The sequence below is a fragment of the Cyclobacterium lianum genome (assembly GCF_900143075.1).
Lineage (GTDB): Bacteria > Bacteroidota > Bacteroidia > Cytophagales > Cyclobacteriaceae > Cyclobacterium > Cyclobacterium lianum.
Map to the genome: position 1 here is coordinate 73550 of NZ_FRCY01000018.1, position 24418 is coordinate 97967.

The 24418-nt window shown below is 45.0% G+C and carries 15 protein-coding genes; 3 read left to right on the forward strand and 12 right to left on the reverse strand.

Annotation, left to right across the window (positions count from 1 at the left end; all coding sequences use genetic code 11):
* Positions 1-37: 37 nt before the first annotated feature.
* Entirely contained in the window at positions 38-1726 is a 1689-nt protein-coding gene (locus BUB19_RS21005) for a RagB/SusD family nutrient uptake outer membrane protein (RefSeq protein WP_073097497.1), read from the reverse strand.
* Between the two features lie 13 nt (positions 1727-1739).
* The gene (locus BUB19_RS21010) at positions 1740-4790 is read right to left on the reverse strand and encodes a SusC/RagA family TonB-linked outer membrane protein (protein ID WP_073097499.1); all 3051 of its coding nucleotides are present in this window, start codon (positions 4788-4790) and stop codon (positions 1740-1742) included.
* A 285-nt stretch (positions 4791-5075) separates the two neighbouring features.
* Here BUB19_RS21010 and BUB19_RS21015 point away from each other — a divergent pair, with 285 nt between their 5' ends.
* Positions 5076-6089, forward strand: a complete 1014-nt coding sequence (locus BUB19_RS21015) for a LacI family DNA-binding transcriptional regulator (RefSeq protein ID WP_073097501.1) — start codon at positions 5076-5078, stop codon at positions 6087-6089.
* Positions 6090-7609: 1520 nt separating this feature from the next.
* On the opposite strand, the gene BUB19_RS21025 is transcribed toward BUB19_RS21015, so the two are convergent.
* Positions 7610-9892, reverse strand: a complete 2283-nt coding sequence (locus tag BUB19_RS21025; RefSeq protein WP_073097506.1) for an FAD-dependent oxidoreductase — start codon at positions 9890-9892, stop codon at positions 7610-7612.
* A 125-nt stretch (positions 9893-10017) separates the two neighbouring features.
* Between BUB19_RS21025 and BUB19_RS21030 the strand changes: the two genes are divergently transcribed.
* Both BUB19_RS21030 and BUB19_RS21035 read left to right on the forward strand, forming a co-directional pair.
* A complete protein-coding gene (locus BUB19_RS21030) occupies positions 10018-10854 on the forward strand; it encodes a sugar phosphate isomerase/epimerase family protein (protein WP_073097508.1) in 837 nt (278 codons plus the stop codon).
* A 120-nt stretch (positions 10855-10974) separates the two neighbouring features.
* Entirely contained in the window at positions 10975-11190 is a 216-nt protein-coding gene (locus BUB19_RS21035) for a hypothetical protein (RefSeq protein WP_073097509.1), read from the forward strand.
* 306 nt (positions 11191-11496) lie between these two features.
* Here the strand turns inward: BUB19_RS21035 and BUB19_RS21040 are convergent, their stop codons facing one another.
* The 9 genes from BUB19_RS21040 to BUB19_RS21085 all read right to left on the reverse strand — a co-directional run bounded on the left by BUB19_RS21040 (position 11497) and on the right by BUB19_RS21085 (position 23985).
* Positions 11497-11871, reverse strand: coding sequence for a hypothetical protein (locus BUB19_RS21040; RefSeq protein ID WP_073097511.1), 375 nt, complete (start codon positions 11869-11871; stop codon positions 11497-11499).
* A complete protein-coding gene (locus BUB19_RS21045) occupies positions 11868-13028 on the reverse strand; it encodes a DUF4221 family protein (RefSeq protein WP_073097573.1) in 1161 nt (386 codons plus the stop codon). Before BUB19_RS21045 ends, BUB19_RS21040 begins: the two co-directional genes overlap by 4 nt.
* A 72-nt stretch (positions 13029-13100) precedes the next feature.
* Positions 13101-13355 carry a hypothetical protein gene (locus BUB19_RS21050; RefSeq protein WP_073097513.1) on the reverse strand — a complete coding sequence of 85 codons (255 nt, stop codon included), beginning with the start codon at positions 13353-13355 and terminating at the stop codon, positions 13101-13103.
* 255 nt (positions 13356-13610) lie between these two features.
* A complete protein-coding gene (locus BUB19_RS21055) occupies positions 13611-14792 on the reverse strand; it encodes a DUF4221 family protein (RefSeq protein WP_073097515.1) in 1182 nt (393 codons plus the stop codon).
* 811 nt (positions 14793-15603) lie between these two features.
* Entirely contained in the window at positions 15604-16353 is a 750-nt protein-coding gene (locus BUB19_RS21065; RefSeq protein ID WP_218588584.1) for an alpha/beta hydrolase, read from the reverse strand.
* 701 nt (positions 16354-17054) lie between these two features.
* Complete coding sequence (locus BUB19_RS21070; RefSeq protein WP_073097519.1) at positions 17055-19694, reverse strand: DUF5686 and carboxypeptidase regulatory-like domain-containing protein; 2640 nt, start codon at positions 19692-19694, stop codon at positions 17055-17057.
* Between the two features lie 269 nt (positions 19695-19963).
* The gene (locus BUB19_RS21075) at positions 19964-21430 is read right to left on the reverse strand and encodes a sodium:solute symporter family protein (protein ID WP_073097520.1); all 1467 of its coding nucleotides are present in this window, start codon (positions 21428-21430) and stop codon (positions 19964-19966) included.
* A 73-nt stretch (positions 21431-21503) separates the two neighbouring features.
* On the reverse strand, positions 21504-22847 hold the full coding sequence (locus BUB19_RS21080) for a Gfo/Idh/MocA family protein (protein WP_084097523.1): 1344 nt from the start codon (positions 22845-22847) through the stop codon (positions 21504-21506).
* 106 nt (positions 22848-22953) lie between these two features.
* Complete coding sequence (locus BUB19_RS21085) at positions 22954-23985, reverse strand: Gfo/Idh/MocA family protein (protein WP_073097524.1); 1032 nt, start codon at positions 23983-23985, stop codon at positions 22954-22956.
* Positions 23986-24418: the final 433 nt, after the last annotated feature.

A 24418-nucleotide genomic window follows, 5' to 3' on the forward strand; every position in this document is an offset into this window, starting at 1 on the left:
AGCACCTGTCTTCCCAAATGTAGCAATTTTGAATCACTCAATACCCCGGATTTTGATCCAGATTGGCATTGATCAGTATTTCCTTGGATGGGATGGGCCAGAGGTATTGCTTCGGGGCTTCAAACCTCCTGATGGCGAGTCTTTTTACCAATCCCGCTTCATACATGGGCGACAGATCCGCCACTCCATCTTCATCAATTTCGGGCGTCATAGGAAAGAACCACAAATCCTGATCTACTACTTTTTCCCTTAGTTCATCAACGTCCAGCATACCGTAGATATCCCTGTTCAATACTTTCTCTGCAATTTCCCATCGGATGATGTCGCTGTATCGAATTCCTTCAAATCCAAACTCCATTCTCCGCTCGGTTCTCAGCAAAGTCCGCAGGGCCGCCTGATCGGTCGTCGTAATGGCGGGATAGGCAGCTGTTTCCGAAGGATCCACCCCATAGGCTCTTGCCCGCACGGCATTCATGGCTTCGTGAACAGCTGGTTCGATTTCCCCCAATTCGATTTTAGCCTCCGCATACATAAGCAATACGTCCGCATAGCGCATCAATATCTCATCGTTTTCGGCCTGAAAATTTGGTAGCCATTCTTCGTCTACTCCCTTTTTTCTGAGCAGTCCATTGAAAGAGGCAAACTGAGCAACCGACCGGGTATCGTTGTTTGTCTGCATGGTGCCTGTATTAAAATTCATCACCATGGTGGAATCCGGATGCGGCTGGTAGGTAAATCCCAGGTGTCGGGAACCAAAGGGAACGATGGTGGCCGCGCACCTGGGATCCCGGTTTTCAAAGGGATTTTGGGGATCATAAAGGGGTGATTCATCTATAGGCAAACCGTCTGTACACAAATAAGCGTGGAACAAATCCCAGGAAGGCGCCTGGGCACCACCCCAGCCTCCTCTGTTTCTGGGCAGGTAATCGCGTACGCCCCAGGTGACGTTCAGCGATCTGGATCTGGGCATGGCAAAGATGACTTCAGAAGGATTTCTTGTGCCGGTCAGGAACAATTCCGAATAATCAGGGTAAAGTTCATAAATGCCCAGATCCATACAAGCTTTAGCGGCATCTCTGGCTATTTCCAGGTCGCCCATCTGCAGGGCAAACCTTGCCTTGTATGCGTAGGCAGCTCCTTTGGTAGCCATTTTATTTTCTGAAGACCCGTAGCTTTCCGGCAAGAGTGCCGCAGCCTGGTCAAAATCCTCGTAAACAGCTTGCTTTACGGTATTTTTGTCGGTTCGGCTAAGGGTAAAGGCTTCCTCAAGATCGAGAATCGAAGTTGAGTACACTACATCTCCGTACAGAAAGACCAGCTCTCCATACTTGGCTGCTCTGACAAAATGGGCATTGCCGGCAAACTTGTTTATGGTTTGTTCCGGAACGGTGTTTTGGATTTTATCCAGGTTCAGGAGTATGGTATTGGACCTGGCAATGACTTTGTAGGTGTTGCTCCAGATATTGTTTACCGTGCCCCATTCGCCATTTATGGTGGCATTCGTAATGGGTGTCAAAGCCTCCCTGTTGGTAAAATCATCCGTCCAGGAATCGCTGAATCCGGGCCAGAATACACTTCTGAAAAGGTCATTGACCGACATTTCTACTTCTGTCTCATTGGAGTACCAGGCTTCGCTTGATCCTTCTGATAGCGGGTTCAGATCCAGATCAGCACAGGATACCGCTCCAATTAATAATCCGCTGTATATGATAGATTTCAATTTCATGACTCACTCAAATTTAAAATTGTACAGAAACGCCCATTAGGAAAGAAGTGGTGATCGGGTAACCACTCGCAGATACTTCCGGATCCCAGCCCGGAGGATAATTATTGACCGTCCATACATCAGAGGCATTGGTATAGACCCGAATGTTTTGCATCCCCAATCGCTCTACCACAGGCCTTGGCAAAGTATATCCCAGAGAGATATTTTTCAGCCTGAAATAGGCACCATTGATCAACCAGAAATCTGACATGGCAAAGTTGTTGCCCTCACTGTTTCTGGACAGTCTGGGATAGCTGACCTCCCTATTCTCCTGTTCTGTATTGTAGGTACTCCAGAATTCACCATCGAGAATTTTGGGCACATGACCCCAATTTTCCATAATGGGTTGTACCATCAGACCGGATAGCCTGGCGTTTTGCCTGCCGACCCCCTGCACCACGATACCAAAATCGAAGTTTTTGTAATCCAGGCGAATGTTACCCCCATACAGGAATCTGGGCATACTTCCGCCCAGCAAAACCCGGTCGTATTCCGGAGAAATACGTCCGTCAGGTTCTCCATTTGGTCCGCTGATATCCACGTACCTTACGTCCCCTGGCCGAACATTTGCATTCATCACAGCAGAATTATTGACCTCCTCCTGACTTTGGTAGAGTCCGTCCGATACATATCCGTACCATTCGTCAAACTCTGACCCTTCCATCCGGACCTGGTTTCCCAAAAACTGTATTCCTCCCAGGTCACCCATTACTGATCTGAAGTCAGAAAGATTGAAACTTATCGAGTAACTCAGCTCGTTGATGTCATCTGCCCAGCCAAGATCCATTTCCCAGCCTTCGGTGTACATCTCACCCGTATTCTGGTCCGGATTATCAAAACCTATATAATCCGGGATCTCCAGAGGCAACAACATGTCCCGGGTAGTTTTTTTGTAATATTCGCCGGAAAAATTCAGCCTGTAGTTGAGGAAATTGGCATCAATTCCGATATTGTAGGAGGAGGTTTTCTCCCAGGAGATATCCGGGATGGCATATTGCCATTGGGCAGCCGATTGGGAGGACACCACATTGGAACCCTGATGGAAAAGTACATTGCTGAAGCCAATGGTAGATTGATAGGGATAATTTCCTATTCGTTCATTCCCCAGAGTACCATAGGATCCCCTGAGTTTGAGAAAAGAAATTCCGCTCAGACCCTGTAAGAAATTTTCCTTTGACAACACCCAGCCTGCAGAGAAGGAAGGAAATGATCCCCAGCGGTAGTCCCGGGCAAAGCGGGAAGAAGCATCATACCGTATATTAGCCTGCACAAAGTATTTTTCCTCATAATTATAAGAAACCCTGCCAAACCAGGAATTATAGGCGTTCTCAAATGCACTACCACTGTTGCCTCTGAATTCCAGGGGCCCGAGGTTCAGGTAGGGGTAGTTGTCCAGTAAAAACTGATCTCTGGAGGCTCCGAGATTTTCATAAAAGGCCTGAAAACTTTCGTTCCCTGCCATTAGACTGAGATTGTGTTTGCCAATTACCTTATCGTAATTGAGCAATAGCTGGGTGGTGAGGTTATAATTGTCGTTACGTGACTCGCTCAGGTTCGTAGAATTGGCCCACTGTAGTGTTCCCAGAGTTGCAGAGGGATCATCCCAGGCCGTATAGGTCACCCTTTTCTGAAAATTCTTTCCCTTGTTGAAGCCAAAATTGGGAGAGGCGATGGCAGAAATCTTCAGACCGTCCACCACTTCATAATTAAGACCCAACCGACCACCAACCTGGTTTTCCCAGTTCTTTCTGAATCCGCCATACTTTAACTGCCCATAAATATTCGCACCGGTTTTGCCCTCAGCTACTCTGCCATCCTGCCACTCAGCAGCGTATACAGGAGCGGAGATATTCATGTAATAGATGGGATCGATACTGGGCTGATCCAGGATTTCCCTCCTCAGAAAAATATCGGCGGTAAAGCCTAATCTCTTCGTAATGTTGCCATCAGTATTTACCCGGGCAGTAACCCGCTCAAACGTCCTGCCTTCGTACAAAGCATCGAATTTATCATAAACAATAGAGGCTTTGGTCCGGATGGCTTCACTCCCACCCGAGATATCCAGCGCATGACGCTGTCTCGGTGCATTGCTTTTCAGAATCAGGCCTACCCAGTCGGTATTGGGGTATAGATCAGGATTGGAAGCGTTCAATTCCATGTAATTTTCTACCATTTCCTGAGGATACAAAGGATATTCATTGCCATCATTTCCATTGTCATTCCAGCGCAATTCATTGACGATTTCCATATACCGGATCACGTCCACATATTCCGGAATTCTGGTGGGTACCTCCGTACCGTATTCAAAATTATAGTTCAGGCTCAACTCTCCTTTTTTAGCTCTTTTGGTAGTTACCAAAATAACTCCTGCCGCTGCGCGGGAACCATAAATTGAGGCGGAAGCCGCATCTTTCAGAACGGATATATTTTCAATGTCATTTGGGTTGATATGGTCGATGCTGTTCACCGGCACACCGTCCATAATGATCAGCGGATTGCTGTCCCCAATGGTGGTCACACCCCGTATGCGGATATTGGCAGATGAACCTGGTGCATTGTTGTTTCGTGTGACCATCACTCCGGATACCTGTCCCTGAAGTGCCTGAGACACATTCGGAGTACGCCTTTCTGCCAGATCTCGCCCGCCGATGGTGGCTACGGCACCTGTGAGATCACTTTTCTTCTGGGTACCATAGCCCACCACGACTACTTCACCCAATTCAGACATGTCCGGCTCGAGGGTCACGTCAATTACCTGTCTGTTGTTTACGGCTTCCTCCCGGGTGATGTACCCCAGGAAGGAAAATACCAGCGTAGCCTCTGCAGAAGGCACGCTGATCTGGTAGTTGCCATCAATATCGGTCACTGTACCTGTACTGGTACCCTTGACCAATATACTCGCTCCAGGAAGCGGCTGTTCGGATTCATCCAAAACAGTACCACTCACCTGGACCGATTGTCCCATTGTCAGGCCGGTTCCTCCAATAAAAAGAATCCAAAGCCATAGCAGTAATCTTGTTTTCATTTTGGGTTAATTTTGGTTTTATAATTTTATTAATAAATAAATAGTTTTATGAAATAATATTCTAAATTAGCATGGTTCGACACTATAAAAAAGCTTTTAATTAACATTTAAAAATTTTTTATACTGTAAACGTTATCGAAAACGTTTACATTTAACAAAAATTCAAATAATCAGGGCTTTTTTTAGTAATTTGCAAATTCCGGCCTTTCATCACCAACACGATGGAATTCACCTATCTTCGGCGCCAACACCCCTGACGTCAGACCGGCTAAAAAATCTATTCCTATGAAAAAACCAGCCACCATTAAAGATATTGCGGAGAAGTTACAGGTATCTATTGCCACCGTGTCCAGAGCCCTGCGTGGATCCACCGAGATCAAAAAAGAAACCAAAGAAGCGGTTTTGGAGATGGCCAGACTATTGGACTACCATCCCAACTTGCTGGCCAGTAGCCTGAGTAGTAAAAAAACCAAGATTATTGGAGTGGTAGTCCCCACTATCAACCGGTACTTCTGGTCCAATTCCATCGCCGGAATCGAGAATCTCGCTTATAAGGAAGACTATAAGGTGATGATTTTCCAATCGGGCGAATCTTATCAAAAAGAAGTGGAAATCGTAGAAACCCTGGCCAACAGTAAGGTAGATGGCATCATCATCGCTTTTTCGAAAGAGACCTGGACCTTTGATCATGTCCAGCACGTGCTGGACCGTGGGGTGCCGGTGGTACTGTATGAAAGGGCATGCGCCGATCTGGGAACCTCAAAAATCAAAACAGACGATCAAAACGGGGCTTTTGTATTGACGAATCACCTCATTGGAAAAGGCAGAAGAAATATTGCCTACATCGGAGGCCCGCTTGCACTGGGTGTCTGCCAGGACAGGCAGGAAGGTTTTCGGAATGCCTTGCAAGCTGCCGGGATAGCGGAACAGCCGCATTTGGTTATCAATCTGGAAGATTTCACCTTTGATCTGGCCGGAGCAGCTATGAAGCAATTGTGGAACCATCCTGAGCGACCGGATGGGATCATTTGCTTTGCCGATATACTCGCTATTGGTGCCATGCATACGGCCCACCAGTTGGGGATCAGGGTTCCCGAGCAGCTGTCTATCGCCGGTTTCGGCAATGATGAAACGAGCCGCTTTATCAGTCCCCCCATCACCACCATGGCACAACCTTCTTTTGAAATGGGCGAAATGGCGGCAAGAGTATTGCTGGAAGAGATCGCTCTCTCAGGGGAGGTTCACGAAGCGCGGCACGAAGTCATCCAGTCCAGATTGATCGTCCGTGAAAGTACCTGATTTTTTATTTCTTGAGTAAACCCTTAGCGTATTTATTGCATTTTTGGTTGGTGGTCCCGTTAAAATCCCCGTTGCTCTCCGCGGCGGAGGGAATTCCTGAAATGATTATTTGATGCTGAATTGAAGCCATTTCTGGTGTTGTATTAATCGTAAATTGACGGATAAAGTTTTTTGGCTAAAGCCAATGGGGCTGCAATACCTTTATGGCCTACAGCTATCAGGCAATTGAGGAAAAGAAATCCTAATTGCAAAAAATGATCGAAAAATCATTACTGCCCTCTCCGACAGAGATCAGCCCTTTCCAGAATATAGCATCCCGTAGATCGTAGACCTAACCTTAGTCAATAGGAAATAGCCCATTCTATGAATTTGAATTCCTTCTACCCAGGCTTTAGCCAAAATGAATAGAATAGCGAAATATGGATTTGAATGGTTATGAATAAAAGGTTTGGCTAAAGCCAATTTGCCTTAAAAACCCAACATGCCCACAGCTAAAGCAGTGGGCAATTGATAACAAAACTCCAGGTTCCAGATGATTACTCCTCAATAGGAATGTGGCATTAGCCCATTCTATGAATTTGAATTTCTTGTACCCAGGCTTTAGCCAAAATGAATAGTATAGCGAAATATGGATTTGAATGGATATGGATAAATGGTTTGGCTAAAGCCAATTTGCCGTAAAAATCCAACATGCCCACACAGCTAAAGCGGTGGGCAATTGAAAATAAAACTCCAGGTTCCAAATCATTAATCCTCAATAGGAAATAGCCCATTCCTAGCGAACAAAAATCAACTCCCGGCTTTAGCCAAAATACATGAAATACCAAAATGTGGATTCGATAGGTTTATGGATAAATGATTTGGCTAAAGCCAATTTGCCTTAAAAACCCAACATGCCCACAGCTAAAGCAGTGGGCAATTGATAATAAAACTCCAGGTTCCAAATCATTAATCCTCAATAGGAAATAGCCCATTCCATGAAATTGAAACCCGTAAACCCCGGCTTTAGCCAAAATACATAAAAATGCAAAATGTGGATTCGATAGGTTTATGGATAAATGGTTTGGCTAAAGCCAATTTGCCGTAAAAATCCAACATGCCCACACAGCTAAAGCGGTGGGCAATTGAAAATAAAACTCCAGGTTCCAAATGATTACTCCTCAATAGGAAATAGCCCATTCCTAGCGAACAAAAATCAACTCCCGGCTTTAGCCAAAATGGATGAACGTAAAAACTATAGGGTTATACAAAATCCGGACGGCATTTTATCGGGCTTGAGAAGAAAAAGATACGAGTCCCGGCTTTTCCTATTCCTGTTCCCTCAAAAACTGCCCGTCCAGCTCATTAACGCTGGCGCAAGCTAAAATCCACCTGGCACAATTTTTAAACGGGGAGTCGCAGAAGATCAGATTCAGGTTGATTCTTAGATGCTTAGCTTCATGGAAATGCTTATTTGTTTCGAAAAAAAATAGCACATATAATCCATTCAATTTAATGATTGAACTCAGTTCATACTTCCTTCAGGAATAAACCCCTACTCCTAGCAATCCCGCAGGTATGTTCCTACCCGGATGCTTGAGTTGAAGGACCAGCTTTTTTATCCTTACTGCCGAATCAAACACAATTTCATACCTGCTTTGGTGATTGCCTGCTTCCTGGTAAAGAAGCGTCCCTATTTCATCAAAGAGCTGAAATTCCCGCACACAAAAAGGCATCACCCTTTCATCATGGCCCCTCAGCGTTGACTCCAGGGGATGATCAAAGTCGGTATCAAACCAAAGCAGGATTTTTCTGATTTTCTGCTGTGTCGGCCAGGAAAAAGTAAGGATCGGCTCGGGGTCCTTTGGGTCTGCTACCCAGGCATTGGTTTGGGTGGTTGGTCTGAAAAGCCCATTCAGCAGGTAATCCGGGCGATACAGGTTTACTGCCGGTGTGCATCGCAGGGCCAGGTTATGCCCACCCGGCCGCCTTTCGGGCAACCAAAAGTCAAAGGCATCCACTCCCAGGCCTTCCGGCGGTTCCTGCCGGCTGCCTTTGGCTACGTCCAGATTGACCCGGTTGAATACCGTCAGCAAGCCGGTTAGCCTTAGTTGGCTGATGGCTACCTGAATAGTGGGATTTGCTTCAAAGGCTAAAAAATAGTAGGCTCTCTCATCTAAAAGTAAACCAAAATCCACTGCCAGTTCCTGTACCCCTTTGGAAACTGCAAACTCCTTTTCCGCCAATTGTCTGTCCGGGGTAAAGTTACCCGGCAGGCTACTGCACAATAAGCGGAGCACCAGCCTGCTTTCTTTTTTTGCCTTCACTACAAAGGTAAAAACCGGAATCCTGCCCTTTTCCAATGGAAGCATTTGGGCCATGCTACTATCCAGGTCTTTCCATCCGGCATCTGCCGGTAACTTCTGCAAACTAAAAGTAGAAGAAACCGATAAGGAGGCCCTTTTGGCCAGGTTATCGGTATCCCGCAAATGCATGCCAGGCAGGTATTGGCCCATGTCCATCAGGCGCTGCTGCAAATTATCCATCAACTCTTTTTCCATAAGATCCCGGGGCAAAAGCTGCCGTTCTTTGCAGAGGGCGGCAGCCATTCCGACGGCCTGGGCATTGTGGGCACAGGTGGCCATCACCCGGGAGGAACCAAAGGCCACATGGCTGGCACTGATGATCCTGCCTGCCAGAAACAGGTTTTCAATGTTTTTGCTGTACAAACAGCGAAAGGGAATGCCGTACACCCCTTTGGCATGCCATTGGGTACAGCCGGGTAGCTCTCCGTAGATGCCATCTGCCGGATGCAGGTCCAGGGCCCAGCCCCCGTAGGAAACGCGATCCGGATGGGTACGCTGCTCCACTACATCCCGCTGGGAAAGCATGTAATCCCCCTCAAAGCGCCGGCTCTCGCGCTTACCGGGGATCATGCCCACCCATTCCAGCGTATGCGTTTCCATCTCAGGGTATTCGCCGGAATTTTTGATATGGTCCCAGATCCCATAGATGATCTTCCAAAGCTCCCATTTGATGGTTTCGGTAGCGTGTATGGTGTCCAATCGACCGCCGTATTCCACCCACCACAAGCGGCAACCCCTGTCGTGCAGGTTAAAGGTATGAAAGCGGGGAAGGCTGGACAGGTCGGTGTTTGCAAAGGCAGGAGGAATAAATTGTACCGGCTTACCCGTGTCCTTGCTGTGGAAATACAGGGAATGGCCCAACAGCTCCCCATAGGCCTTTTCCGGCGCAAAAGCTTCGTCAAATTCCTCCCTGGATTCCGCTCCAATGCGAAAGGCCGCACCGGACAAAAATCCGAGGATGCCATCTCCCGAAGCATCCACGAACAAGGGTGCCTCCAACCGGTACTCCGTACTGTTTTGGCTGCAAAAAGCCAACGCAGCAGCAATCCGGTTGGCTCCTGATTTTTCACACCTGTGAACTGCCGTATTCAGCAAAAGGGTAATGTTGGTTTCCTGGGTTACTTTTTCCAGCAGGATGGTATCCAGGATCAGGGCATTTCCTTCTGGATTCCGGTATTGGTTTTCCAGAAGAATCTCATCGATGATACCCCCCTCCCTGGCCCAGCGGTTGTTATTTCCCATGCTGGAAGTGGCTCCCAGTATCCAAAGCCGGATTTCAGAGGAGGCGTTTCCACCCAGCACCGGGCGGTCCTGTACCAGGATGACTTCCAAGCCCTGCCTCGCAGCCGTGATGGCGGCACAAATACCGGCCATCCCGCCGCCTACCACAATAAGGTCGGCGGTAAGGGTTTTGGAATTTAGGGATCTATTCCCGGAATAAGGGCCTTCAACAAGCATAAGATAAGATTTTATGGGCGATACGACTTTTTTGCAAGGTACATAACCCGATTCAATTCAAATTTTAGAATTCGATAAAAATAAGTAGTTTTAACAAAAAGTTATTTCCCAAAAACCTGGATACTATGAAAACCTTAATCCTCCGCTCCCTCCTACTGGCATTGACTGCCATCTTTACCTTTTTTGCCCAGGCGCAGAATGAAATTCCCTCCGGATGGAAACTGGGAAGTCAGGCCTATACCTTTCGCCTCTTTTCCCTGGAAGAAACGCTGGAAATGCTGAACAGCATCGGTGTACGCTATGTGGAGCTGTATCCCGGCCAAAAAATTACAAAAACAGGTGATGCCACCACCCATTTTGCGGCATCGCAGGCAGATAAAGATAAAATCAAATCCTTATTGCAACAATACGATATCGAAGCCGTGGCCTATGGGGTAGCCAGTCCCAGTGATGAGGAATGGCCGGACTTGTTCGCCTTTGCCAAAGAAATGGGCATTGGCATACTGACCACAGAGCCTCGACCCAATCAATTCGATCTGATTGAGAAGCTGGCAGTGGAACATCAAATCAAGATCGCCCTGCACAACCATCCCCTGCCCTCCATGTACTGGCATCCGGAAGTACCCTTACGCTTTCTGGAAGGTCGATCGGAACTGATGGGGGTTTGTGCGGATATTGGCCACTGGGTACGCTCCGGCCTGGACCCGGTAGCAAGCCTGCGCAAACTGGAGGGCCGTATCATCAGCCTGCACATGAAAGACCTGAACAAAGCCGGCGTCCGGGATGCGCACGATATCCCCTGGGGCACGGGCAACTGCAATGTGGCCGGGGTCCTGCACGAATTGAACCGGCAAGGGTTTGAAGGCGTCTTTTCTGCCGAATACGAGCACAACTGGGAAAACAACCTGCCGGAAGTCAAGGAAAGTATAGATTATTTCAAGCGGGTAGCGGCACAGTTTTAGGTTTGAAAGTAGGATTTGGACTTGTACGGATTACTGGTCACGGTATTATCTGGAAGTTATGGCGCTTGTCCAAGGTGAACACAAATCAAAAAATTCGTATATTTAAGAAAGTCAAAGAAAATGGAAACTATAAGAATCGACATATTGAACCCCAAGGCTAAAGCTCTTTTAAAAGATTTGGCAAATCTAGAGTTGATAAGGATCAGGAAAGAAAAACCAACTACAGATTTTTTTGAATTACTTAAAAAATTCCGAAGTAAAGCAGATAAAGTTCCCAGTCTGGAAGAAATCACATTAGAGGTTGAGGCAGTTCGCAAAGCCCGTTATGAAAAATAAAAGGGTTATTTTAGATATAAATTAAACCAAACCCAAATAGTTTCATGGTCTGAATTTATTTCAAAAGTATGAGAGACACGACACCATAACATTAGCTGGGGAGCAGCAGGTCGGTTCCGGGAAAAAATAAAACTTTGCTACCTTAAAGGAAGTTTTTGAACGGGATGAAAAAAGGGCTCTGAAAATGCTTTCCTATAATCCGCCCAGGAGTTCCTTGATGAGCTATGAAGTCTTAACCACGGCGAATTAAAGGGTGCCGAATTGGCATTACATCTGGTTTTCAGCAAATCTCTCACTTTGTGGAAATTAATGACCGGAGTTTACCATTTGATGTTTCCAAAACGAATAATTCCCATCCCTATGGAGAAAAAAGCCTGACAGGTCTAAATCAGTTGCGACTTGATCAATTAGTTTAAAGGACTTTGCCGTAAGGACTAACTGAACTCTGGATTTATGTCTTTTTTCTATTCGAGAAAGCTGCTGTAAGGCTGATATGGAGCAAGAAGAACAGGCATTTTCCAAAGGAACAATTATCACTGCACCAACCTCGCCTAAATCCCTATCCGGAAGTAATGATTCCAATTTGGAAAATATTTCGCTATCGCCATCCTTTTTTTGACAGGATGAAACGATAACAAAAAAACATATAGCGTATAAAACAAAATTTCTTTGAGTTTTCATAACTCCTCCGGTTTAAACCCTACAAACACCATCTGGTCTTCTGAGGGGTTGTTATCTGGATGGTTAAGGGAGAGGTAAAGCTTGCCGTTGTGTGTAAAATATGTACGGGTATAAACAGTATTTTCTGGCAAATCAATCTCACCCACTTTCTCAAAGTCTTTATTTATAATTATTACCGAAGGTAATTTGTTGTCCCAGTTACGCCGATCTCCATCGGGGCCAACATATTCAACAGCTCGATACGCCATGCGGTAAAGCAATTTGTTATCATCATCATAGGCGACCTCACGATAAGAATTTGAACTAACGTAAAATTCCTCATCTCTTCCAAAACTTGGGCTATCCCAAGGTAGAGCATCGCCAAAGTGCTTGCTTCCGGCTTCCATTTCTTTGACCTCCTCTCTTTCCAAATTATAAATTAAAATATTGTTGTAAAATGGAATACTCATGACTAGGTAACGATTTTCCATTAACACATGTGAATTGTGACTAAAAAATGCACCATAAACAAAATCGTTAAAATAGGAAGAAAGTTCAAATACATGCTTCGGTGGACTATCAATTTCATTTGGCATTTTCAGAAACATCGTTCCCGACCAAATTCCTGGACCTCGAAAATCAGTATCAACACCAGTATAAACATAAAAACTATCTGACCTTTTATCATGTATAAGTGGCTGATGGGTGTAATAAGTCTGAACAAATGGTTTTCCTTTCCTCTCAATTTCATTTGTTTTGATAGTCCTTAATAGATTCCCGTCAAAATCAGTTACATAAAGCCTAATTCTATAGGTACTGGCTATAAGTAGTGTGCTATCTGAAATTATTTCAAAAGCTTTTAGCTTGCCAACTCCATTTGGACCATCCAATTGAAAATTAACCTTAAAGTTTTCTCCTTCTTCTGAAAGTGCGAAAAATTCCAAGTCATTACTAATCTCATTGACCGCCCCTAAATAAGGCTTATTTTTAATTAGACATTTTCTTACGTATCTAGTGTGGACATTAAACTGTGATCCAACAGAGAAAGTTAGTGTATCATTAGCAATCAATGTCAATTTTGGGCTAAATTCCCGAGCATTTTGGTCTAGGTTACGGTGGTCTTTGCAAGAAATTAGAAAAAAAAACCAAGTCAAATAAAATAAATTTCTTCTGATCATTAAAATAAATCTTAATCCCGTGAACATGGATTAACATGTTCACGGGAGATGGTACAAATACACTATAAATATTTAACAAATCTTAGGATCTGATATATAACAATTACCTGCGCCCTTACAGCAATCATATCCATCAAAATCATTGTAAGCATGCCCGGTTTCACTTTGGGCATTGGCGGTGTTGCTCAAATTTGATAAGGTAAGGGAGGGCAATACATTTCCCTTCTCAAAATCCAAACCAACCATTACATTCAACGTAAGCATCAGCCCGAACGCTCCGGCGGCAGTCCATCGCAGCCATTTGCTTGTTTTTACTACATTTTTCATAATAATACCTGTTTAAAATGTTATAAAATTTATGATATTTAAAAGTATAGCTATTATTCCGTAAAAAATAGGTCAAAAAAAGACAGTTTCGGACATTTATAGACAAAACCGGACATTATCTTTAAATGGCCTTTATTCATCTTATTTATTTATGGGTGTAGTTTGCAACTACATCCCAGGTATCTGATTGGTTTCGTAAACGAGGCATTTATAATGCCGGATACCAAAGATCAACCGTATATAAAATCATTATTTTCATAACTCCTCCGGTTTAAACCCTACAAACACCATCTGGTCTTCTGAGGGATTGTTATCGGGATGGTTTAGGGAAAGGTACAGCTTACCGTCATGGGTAAAGTACATGCGGGTATAGATGGTATTGACTGGGAGGTCTACCTCTCCTACCTTCTCAAAGTCGCTATTGATAATAATTACAGATGGGGGTTTATTGTCCCAGTTGCGCCGTTGTCCATCCGGCCCGATATAATCTACTCCTTGATATGCCAGCCGATAAAGGAGTTGGTTTTCCTCGTCATAGGCTAACTCTCTGTATGAATTGGAAGTGACATAAAACTCCTCGTGGCCATCCATGGTTGGGTTATCCCATGATAATGCATCTCCAAAATACTTACTTCCGGCTTCTTTCTCCGAAAGGACATTATCGTCCAAATCATAAATCAATAAGTTGTTGTAAAAGGCAATTCCAAAAACAATGTAACGATCATTTACCATCACGTGTGAACTGTGACTGAAATAAGCACCATGCACGTATTCGTATAGATGGGAAGGAAGCTCAAACACATGTTCTGCAGACTCATCATTGTTATCTGGAATCTTTAAAAACATTGTGCCTGACCACTTGCCTGGCTCACTATAATCCGAAGAACCTCTGGCATATACAAAAGCATCAGCCCTGGCATTGTCAAACATCAAGGGCTGTTGGGTATAGTACAGTTGGATTGAGGGATTACCTTTTCGTTCTACTATATCAGTTCGTAAGGTTTCCAGAAGATTCCCCTCCAAATCTGTTACATATAACCGAATCCTGTAAGTACTCCCAATAAGTAAAGTGGAATCTGACATGAATTCAAATCCTCTGATTTGTCCTACTCCGTTAGGACCTTCCACTTTAAATTGCACTTTAAAATCATTATCCTTCTCAGAAAGTGCATAAAATTCCAGTTCATTGGTATTTTCGTTCACAACTCCCAAATATGCACCTCCATTTATCTCCACCTTTTTAACGTATTTGCTGTACACATTTGACCTGTAACCAATGGGGATTCTCAGGGTATCTGAGGGAATTAGGGTCATTGTCTCAGTATATGTCCGGGCTTCGGGATCCAGGGAATTATCGGTGGAACAGGAATTTCCCATTGCCATCAAAAGCATACCAAAAAGTATAGGGAATATATATTTATTTTCGAAGTATTCCATTGACCAGGTAACAATTTTAAAGTTAGATTTTAAACCTAATTCATTTTTAGTTAAAATAAAACTAATTTATTAGAAATATTGGGTGGATTGGAAAAATTCCAATTTCCGCTCCTCGGAATTTGTAATTCCGTGGTTCAGATATGGGGGATTTGTAATCCCCAAAACCCTCTCTGGGTGAGTTTGCAACAACATCCCAGGTATCGGATGAGCTACGCAAACAAGGCATTTGTAATGCCGGAAACCAAAGAACTACCGTAAATAAAATCAATGTTTAAAACGAACACAGTATCTCATTAAAAATGGCTATTTGGTAGGGTTTATCTGTTTATATCTCCCGAAATAACAAAATGAAAGGGTATACTTCTCCCAACACTGGGTTGAAAAAGTAGGCTATTTACTGGCGGACACCAAATATTCACGGCCAACTGTTTCCGGATCTTGCTCTTTATCGCCAGGTTAGCTTTCCAACTGGATACCAGTGAAACTACTCTATTCTCGAATCGTTGCTCACCGGTTAAAACGTATTGCAGGACAACCGTCAATACCTGAATCAAACCGCAGAATCCTTCCGTACTTTTGGCTTAGATCCAAAAGTACCAAAAGATCAAGGCACAAAAATCCTTCGCCCCGCATCCCTACCGCACCCCCGGTTTTGTGCCGGCCCCCGCGCTTCTTTCGTTCCTATGCATTTTATCAAAACTAGGAGATGCTGGTAAATAACCCAAGGTTTTATTGATTACAAAGCCTTCCAAACCTAGTGGTTGATAATATTTGTGGGCAAATTATAACCAATAAGGTGTTCGTTTGCGGGTCATCGATTCAATATTTCCTTTATTTTCAACTGATATTCAAGGTTAAACGTCATTCCATTGTGCTGCTGACTGCTAAGCATGATCAGGCTGTCCTGCTCTTTAAAATGTGCTTTTAATTTAATGGAAGACCCCGGATAAATGACTTCATCCTGATCACCATGAAAAATCACTACCGGCATGTTGCATTTTTGGATATGCCGGAAATTTTCAAAAGGGTATTTGTGCAAAAAGGAAGGAAAAATCGGGAAATAATGCTTCACCAGATCGCTTAAGCTGTAATAGGGAGCCTGCAAAATCAACAGTTTGGGTTGATTGACGGATGCCAGTTTTGAAGCCGGACCTGTGCCCATAGAATACCCCAAAACGATGATCTGCTGCTCGGGATACCTGTTTTTCAACACATCGTAGGCCCTTTGAACGTCCCCATACAATTGTTCCTCATCTTGAATCACCCCTTCACTTTTTCCATAGCCTCTGTAATCCAGGATAAAAACGTCATAGCCCAAATCGGTAAAAACCTCAGCTACCCCAGCCCAGGTTCTTAATGATCCGGCATTTCCATGCAGGTAAAAAATAAGGCCTTTGGGATGATCGGTTTTGAATAGCAATCCATTTAAGGTAATGCCATCGCTCATCCGGATGTTCATTTCTTCAAATTTCTGGTCAAATTGAAAGAGGAAATTGCTTTTCAGTTTTTCAGGGAAGAATAGCAACTTCTCCTGAAAAGCATATAACAACCCGTATGCCATCAAAATGATTATTGAAAATAACATCATCGGGATCATAAACCTACTTTTCATAAAACAGCATCAATCAAGTTCCCAAATTAACAATAACCTTTGAAGGCCGGAAAGGCCTGATTTAAAATGCTGCCCTGGAGAACTTCGATTATCGATGAGAAAATTTATAATCATATAAAGCGAGTAGCCATTTCCTGTCATTTGTCCATTTTTGGGATTGAATATTGTTATTACGGAACCTAAGATTTTAAAAAAACGAAGAAATCGGGATGACGGTATTTATTTATATCTATTAAGAATTCAACATATTATATAATACGTCATCGGTAAACCTACCGTCATCGCACAGCGGGCTTCGGCAGACTCAGCCTAAAAAGCGATCTGATTCGGAGCGGCAACATTAATCCATCGGGAATTGGGCATAGTATCGAAAGCTCGCCTACATACCCCTTCAGACTGCCGCGGGTGCATGGCTATTTTCGATTCCTTTTTATTCCCGTCTGCACCCTCGCAGTGACGACCAAACCCGTCATCGGTATACGATCAGAAAATACCAGCATCACACCTGTTGGCTTCTTACCGTTTTTACCCGACTTCTTAGAACCCGGGGCAATAAAATAATACGAAGGTTAATGGAATGATTTAGACTTACCCTGGCAGCTCCTATTTTGAATATTTTTCCCAGGTGGATATTTACTCGCAAACAAACCTCATTCCCCTACATTCACCTGAATGAAAGTAGCGATACCAAAGCGAATCCCCCCTCTTTTGTAATTGCCGTTTTCAAAGCCTGCGCCAATCTCTACCCTGAAAATCCGATACAGGTTGTCCAATGAATAACCCAGCTCCCAATAGTGGGGAGCGTTTTCGGTTTTTAAATAATTAAAAAATAGATTTTCCCGGATGCCTGAAAACCTGAGCACCGGCAATTGGGTAAAAAGAAATTTCCTGAATTGATAATGCAGGATGCTACTGAAATAAGGACCTGCTGTGCTATATTGGTAATAATCCAAAAATCGGAAATTGCTGGCCGCCCCCATATTACTAAAGATAGTCCGGTTACCTCCAAAATGTTTGAAATCCATAAAATAGACCTGGGAGCTGTTCAGGAAAGTACCCGTTTGCACGTTTACATCCAATTTGCCACTTACGCCAAAATTAAGTGCATGCTCCACCCCTACTTCCAGGTGATCGAATTTACCAGCTCCGGAGAAATTTTTGTTATAGTTAAATTTCACCAAGGGCGCAGTCTCCATTAACGGGAATTTTCTTCCGTTTCTTATCCTGTATTTCAATCCAGGTCTCCACTCAATGGAGCCGCTTACCAATACGGCTTCATTATTTGTAAAGGCCTCATTCACTGCTTCCGGGTTGAATGGTCGATTGGAACCATACATTCGTTCCGGCTTATTGTAAAAACTATAATCGGAATTGTTCTTCAGATGCACCCGATCCTCGAATCGGAAATTCACCCTGTAGGTGAAGGCATCCGTAATTCTGTGCGCCAGGTATAATCTGGTAAAGGTTTTCTCATACAGTTTCATGTAATTTTGCCTGAAAAATAAGGAATAAAGGGCATTAACCTGCTCATTGATAGGGATCTCCCCATTGAATTGGTAAATGTATTTCCCTCCTTCTATACCCCATGAATAGCCCGGCCGTCCTTTAGTCACCGAGCGCCTTAGGTGCAGCATTCCGTACGGCTTTCTACTGGCAAAACCATACCTGAATGCTGGTCTGAAATTCCAGGACCGCAGGTGGTTGGTTACACTATCTGCCATTTTTGTGTTTTTTTCGACCCGATAGTATCCCGAAAATCCGATTTTAAACCCTTCTACTGTATTGAATGACATGTTGGTCCAATTGGAATGAAAACCTGCAGACCTGCCGTTCCCAAAACTGTAATCTCCACCCGTTAGAAAATCAAATGGCTGGAATTTTCTTTTAGCTTTCTGGGCGATTGAGTCTACATCACTTTCCCGGGCAGCCGCTACCACAGCCAAACTATCATCCCTGCGATAGCCCTGTATCTCTTTGGCAGTCAGTTGGACCGGCCGGATGCTAACCCAATAGACAAGATCTCTTTTTCTGGCCATGGAATCTACGGTATAGTTCCTTTCGGATATAACTTCCGCCTGCTCTCTTTCCTTTAGCGATTCCTTTTCATAGGCATTGACCATTTTTCTGAAATCCTTTCTACTCATCTGATCAGCGGCTGCCAACTGTTCGATGGGATCTGCGTTTTTTGTAAGTTCCGGAAGGTGATCGGGAATCTCCTCTACCTTTTCATCCAGAATCTTGGTATCCACCAGAAGATCAGGATTCAGTGTGATTTGGTAGTCCCTGGTTGATGCCAGGTACTGGTACTCCCCGGCAAAACCAAAAAACGTTCCCCCGAACGTGTAGGTATGGGTCAGGGGCATCCAAATATTTTCTTCTACCGGAGCATATTGCTGTGTTACCCCAATATCAAAACCCATAAGGGAGGTTTTCAAATTCAGGCTATGAATGGCCCATAAATCCTCAACGATATAGATATACCCATCAAATACCTTTTCTCCTTTTGACCGGGGAATAACTCGGATTTTATTTACCAAAACCCCGTTATCAAAAAAATTTCCTGCTAATCGGAACCGGTAATAAACAAAGGCTGACCTGGACAGGGGAGAAACCAGACCATTGATCTGCTCATCGTAGAAACTGGCCCCGATATAGGGAGCAGGTGAAGTTTGGTTGTCTTCACCAGTGGACCGTATACTGATGACCGTCTCCGTAATTTCATCTGGCTGCTTAAAGTGAATTTTAGAAACCGATTCCGAAGTATAGGCTTCATTGAGTCCAACACCCTCCTCTTTCAGTTTCTTTTTTAAAAAAAAGGGGGCATTGGTCAGTTCTCCGGTGCCTTTGATGTACACCATCATGCTGTATTCCTGAACCTGCAGTCGGTGAAATTTTGCTTTTGCTATGGCTTTGCGCATGACGGTAAGTGCCGGATCTTCCTGATCCCCCTGTACCTCTACTTCCTGCAAAGCAAACGTTTGCATTTCCAGACGTACATCCAGCTCTACCCAACTGTCCTTAACTTCCACTGTTTGTAATGAAGACTGGTAGCCGAGGTGTTGAACGATGATATCATAGTTTCCAGGGGGTAGTTTCCATTCAAACCGCCCTTCTTGATTGGTGGGGATGCCATCATTCAGGTTCCGTGCAAAAACAGTAGCATAAGCCAGGGGTTCCCCTTCTTCAGAAGTGACCAAACCTCTGATCCCCTGCGATGATCCACTGAAAATAAAAGCTTGAAAAAGCACTAAGCAAGGCAACACCTTTAATTCCCTGGAAAAATCAATCATACCGTAAAAATAGAGGTAATTTTGCCTAAAAATACCTTAATCAACTAATTAAAAAATAGTTTTGACATTTTTTAACTCCGCTCCTCGGAATTTGTAATTCCGTGGCTCAGATAAAGGGGAATTGTAATCCCCAAAGCCTCTCTGGGTGTGGTATGCAATTACAGCCCCTGGATAACGTAGCATACCTCGCTTAATAAATGATTTTTTTATCTGTGTTCATCTGAGAAATCTGTGGTGCACCTTGTTAAGGACGGTTTGGACGCCTAAACCTACTCCTGCGCTATATCCGACAGCATTTGTTTGACTTTATCGGGTACGGTATCCCTTTCCAGAAAGCCTACCAATATATAGGTGAATGCCGATGACAGTACCGGCAGGCTTACTTCCAGGGCCAGGCTGTTCAGTTCCACATTTTTGGTGATTACAAAAGCCAGCAACCCCACCAAAATGGATCCAATGGCTGCCCTTGGCCCGCAGGACTTGAACCAGGGGATCAATCCAAAGAGCATGGGTATGGCAATAGGCCCTACCAGGGCACCAAACCAACTGATGATCAGTCCCAATACCCCGCCAAAACGCTCGAACTGCAGGGCAATAACAATGGTTCCCAGGGTAAACAGGAAAGTAGTAAACCTTGCAGTGGTAAGGGAAGTAGCTTCCTTCCGGAATTTCTTGTTGACAGCAGGTAAAATATCCCGGGAAATCACGGCCGAAATGGTATTGATATCGGAGGAAGTCATGGACATGGTATTGGCAAACAAAGAGGCGATCACCAAACCTATCAGGCCTACAGGCAACAGCTCCATGGTCAGGATGCCATAAGACTGGGTTGGGTCTTCCATATCAGGCAGGAGCACCGGTGCGGCCCACATGGGAAAAAACAAAATCAATGGCCAAACCAGGTACAAAGCTCCGGACAGCCAGGCGGCTTTTGATGCCTGCCGCTCAGTAGGAGCGGAAATATAGCGCGTAGCCAGGTTCCATTGCCCCCCATTGTAGGAAAGGAAATTGATAAACAAAAAGGCCAGGGCAAAACCTAGGGTGTAGGGATCGTTGAAAGCCTGTGAATTGCCTTCAGGCAACTGATCCCAAACCGTGAAAACGGATTCCAAACCGCCCAGCTTCTGCACGACCACCACAAACATCACCAGTCCGGCAATGATCTGCACGATAAATTGGGCAAAATCGGTGATGATCACGGCCCACAAGCCTCCAAAAGTGATGTAAAGCAGGGAAATTCCCCCGGAAATCAAAATCCCCCATGTTAGGGAAATCCCTGTAAATACATTCAATAGTATGGCAATAGCAGCCCATTTGGCGCCAATGTCAAACAATTTCAAAATGACCCCACTCCAGGCCATCAATTGCTGGGTAGCCAGGTTGTACCGGGTTTCCAGAAATTCCAGGGGCGATTGAATTCTAAATCGCTTCCTCAGCCTTACCCAGAACACCGGAAACACTTTTGCCGAAACCATCACCGTCAGACCAATGGTGAGCGCCCACCAGATGTAGACCGAAAAACCATGCGTATAAGCCAGGCCGGCGTATGCGACAAAAACAGCCCCGCTGTAACCCGATACATGGTGACTGATGCCGGAGAGCCACCAGGGCAGCTTACCGCCAGCCACAAAGTAGTCCTCGGAATCGGTATTTCTGAAATAAGACCAGACGCCGATCAGCAGCATCAGTAAAAAAAACAGACCAATCACAATCAGGTCAACGGTACTCAACTCCATAACAGATGATTAAGGTGATAAAAAGGAAAAGGCCAAACCAGGGCTGTTTGGCCTTTTTGAAATAGATGAAAATTTATACACTTGGTTCCCAGCCGGGAGCATACTCCCGTTTCCAAAGTTCCATGGCAGTGGGATCGTATTGTATTTTCCCGGTTTTCGGATCTACATCAAGGGTCCTTCCTACCCGTTGGGAAATATTGCCCAATTGCACCAACAGGGTACTCTTGTGGGCACCGACGATCTCTGAACGGACTTCTGTGCCATTAGAAATGCCATCAAAAAAGTTTTGGATGTGCATGGCATCGAGGGCCTGGGCAGGATTCGTACGGTTGGTGGGATCAATTTCCTGATCGTTTTTCACGTCCTTCACCAATTCATTTTTCAGGTTGAATATCTTGTAGGAATTGCCTCCTTCTATCAGCAGGCTACCCTCTTCTCCGTAAAATAAGGTGCCTACGCTACCGCCTTCAATATGCTTGCCGTTACAGCTCCTGCCTTCCCAGGTGATGACGGAATTGTTGTCAAATTCCATGTTGATGATTTGCGTATCCGGCGTCTCCCAGTCGTCATTGTAGCGATACCTGCCACCGGAGGAATTGACACGAGTCGGGTAATCGACCTGCAGTCCCCAGCGGGCCAGGTCCACCATATGGGTGCCATTGTTCAGGGCTTCACCGGTGCCCCAGTTCCAGAACCAGTGCCAGTTGTAATGCAGGATATTGTCCCGGTAGGCCTCCCTTGGGGCCGGTCCCTGCCAAAGCTCATAGTCCAGCCATTCAGGCACGGGCACCTGCTTTCCTTCCCCTATGGGCCCTCTGTTATTGGCATACCAGGTTTTGGCCATATAGGGCCTGCCGATCACCCCATTGTGCAGTTCCTCAATGCCTTTCATCACATTTGGCCAGGAGCGGCGCTGGTTGCCCACCTGTACTACTTTATTGTATTTCTTCTGGGCTTCCATCAGGAGCTCTCCCTCATGGGGATTGTGACTGCATGGTTTTTCCAGGTACACATGTTTGCCTGCTTTCAGGGCCATCAGCGCGGCCGGGGCATGCCAATGGTCCGGAGCCGTCACGATCAATACATCCACCTCCTTGTCTTCCAATACCTTGCGGACATCCTTTTCAATTTTGGGGGCCCTGCCCTGAATCTCATTTACCGAACCGGCAAATTTTTCGGCGGCACGACGATCTACGTCGCAGCTATAGATCACCTCACATTGTTCCTGACTGGCAAAGTTGGTACCGACGGCATGTCCTCTGCTCACCACGCCCATACTTGCTGCCAGAATGCGGTCATTGGCTCCAAGGATTCTGCCATAGCTTTTGGCAGACATGCCGGGTAGCATGCCTCCTACGGATGCCAGGGTAGCCCCTGCAAGGGCTTTCTTTACAAAAGTTCTTCTATCGTTTTTCATGTGTTTATAATTGTCTTTAAGTTGCCACATGGAATCTTCGCATGAATGATAATCATCCCTCCGTGGGTCGCTTGCGTCATGCTTGATTTCATCTTACTTCTTATTGTTATATTTCAATCTCAGCGGCCTCCCGTCTTGCCTTATCCAAAACGGCCTGCAGGGAGACGGCCTGTCCATTTATTTTTTTACTTTCATCTGCTGCCTGCATAAAGGCAAAGATTTCGATGGTTTCTGCCTCCGATACCGGAGCTTTACCGGAGTCAAAAAATTTGGCAATCTCCACCAAAAGGGGCCGGTAGCCTCCATAAGAACCCATATCCATAATGCCTTCTTCCCCAAAGGCCCTTCCGCCATAACCACTTTTACCGGAACGGATGCCTCTAAAGGTGCCAATTCTTCCACCTTCCCAGGTGCCCACGACTACATCTGCTCCTGGCGTAAAAGTACGCTGCACTATCTCGCAGCCAGTTCCCATTAGCGTATACAACGTTTCCACACCATGTATCCCGTACCAAAACAAATCGGGATGAGTTGGTTCTAATTTTGCCGGACTAAATGCCTCTGCTCCCAGTACCTTTCCAATCTCGCCATTCCGAACAGCGACGGCATTCTCCATGTACCGGAGAGAGCTGCTCGAAAATACGGGTACATTGTATTTTTTTGCTGCCTCAAAAATGGCAATGGCATCTACCAGCGAGGCCGAAATCGGCTTGTCTATAAAAACAGTTTTTCCGGATTTGAATACCTCCAGGGCCTGCTCCAGGTGAAGCCTTCCATCATTAGTCTCCAGAAGTACCACATCCACCTTGTCCAAAAGGGCTGCGATGGAATCAACAATTTCTACTCCCAGGGGCTGAATCTCTTCTGTGTAACCGGGAATTCGGTCAACAGAGGAAGCGATGTCCCTGCTGCCATGGGGATAGGCAGCTACTACCTTGTAACCGCCCAAATCTGCTGCTGCATCCGAAGCATTAAACGCTTTGGTGAAGGCCAGACTGTGGGAGGTATCCAGACCGATAATGCCTACCCGCTTTCCTGCTTTGGGCCGGGAACCGGCAAAACTTATTGCTTGTGGAGCAAGGCTCAGGCCCACACCGGCCAGTACTGCTTTTCCCATAAATTTTCTTCTGTTATCCATAGATTATACCGGATTACTACATGCTAAATGAATACTGGTTGAATGGTGAAATATTTCGAATTATTCTCATTTCACTCACTAATTTAGTAAAAAAATCAAAGAAGGAGCGATAAATATTACATGAAACGTCGATAATACTGTATCAATGAAAGATGAAGATATCTTGCAATTTCAATACCGGTAGCGTAACCGGCTTATTATGATTGCTTTACAAAAAACATTGACTTTTAGGGCTATTTCCCTTTAAATGGTAAGTTAAAAAGCCTTCCCTGCCCAATTCTCCATTTTACTTTCCGGAAAGGTAAACAATTAGTTCGTTGATGAATGGAGTGGTGCAGCAGCCCTGTCTGCAATTGGCTGATGGTTGAGAGAACCAACTGCAAATGCCCTAAAAAAATGCTATGCCATATGATCCGGCTCGCCAGCAGATACC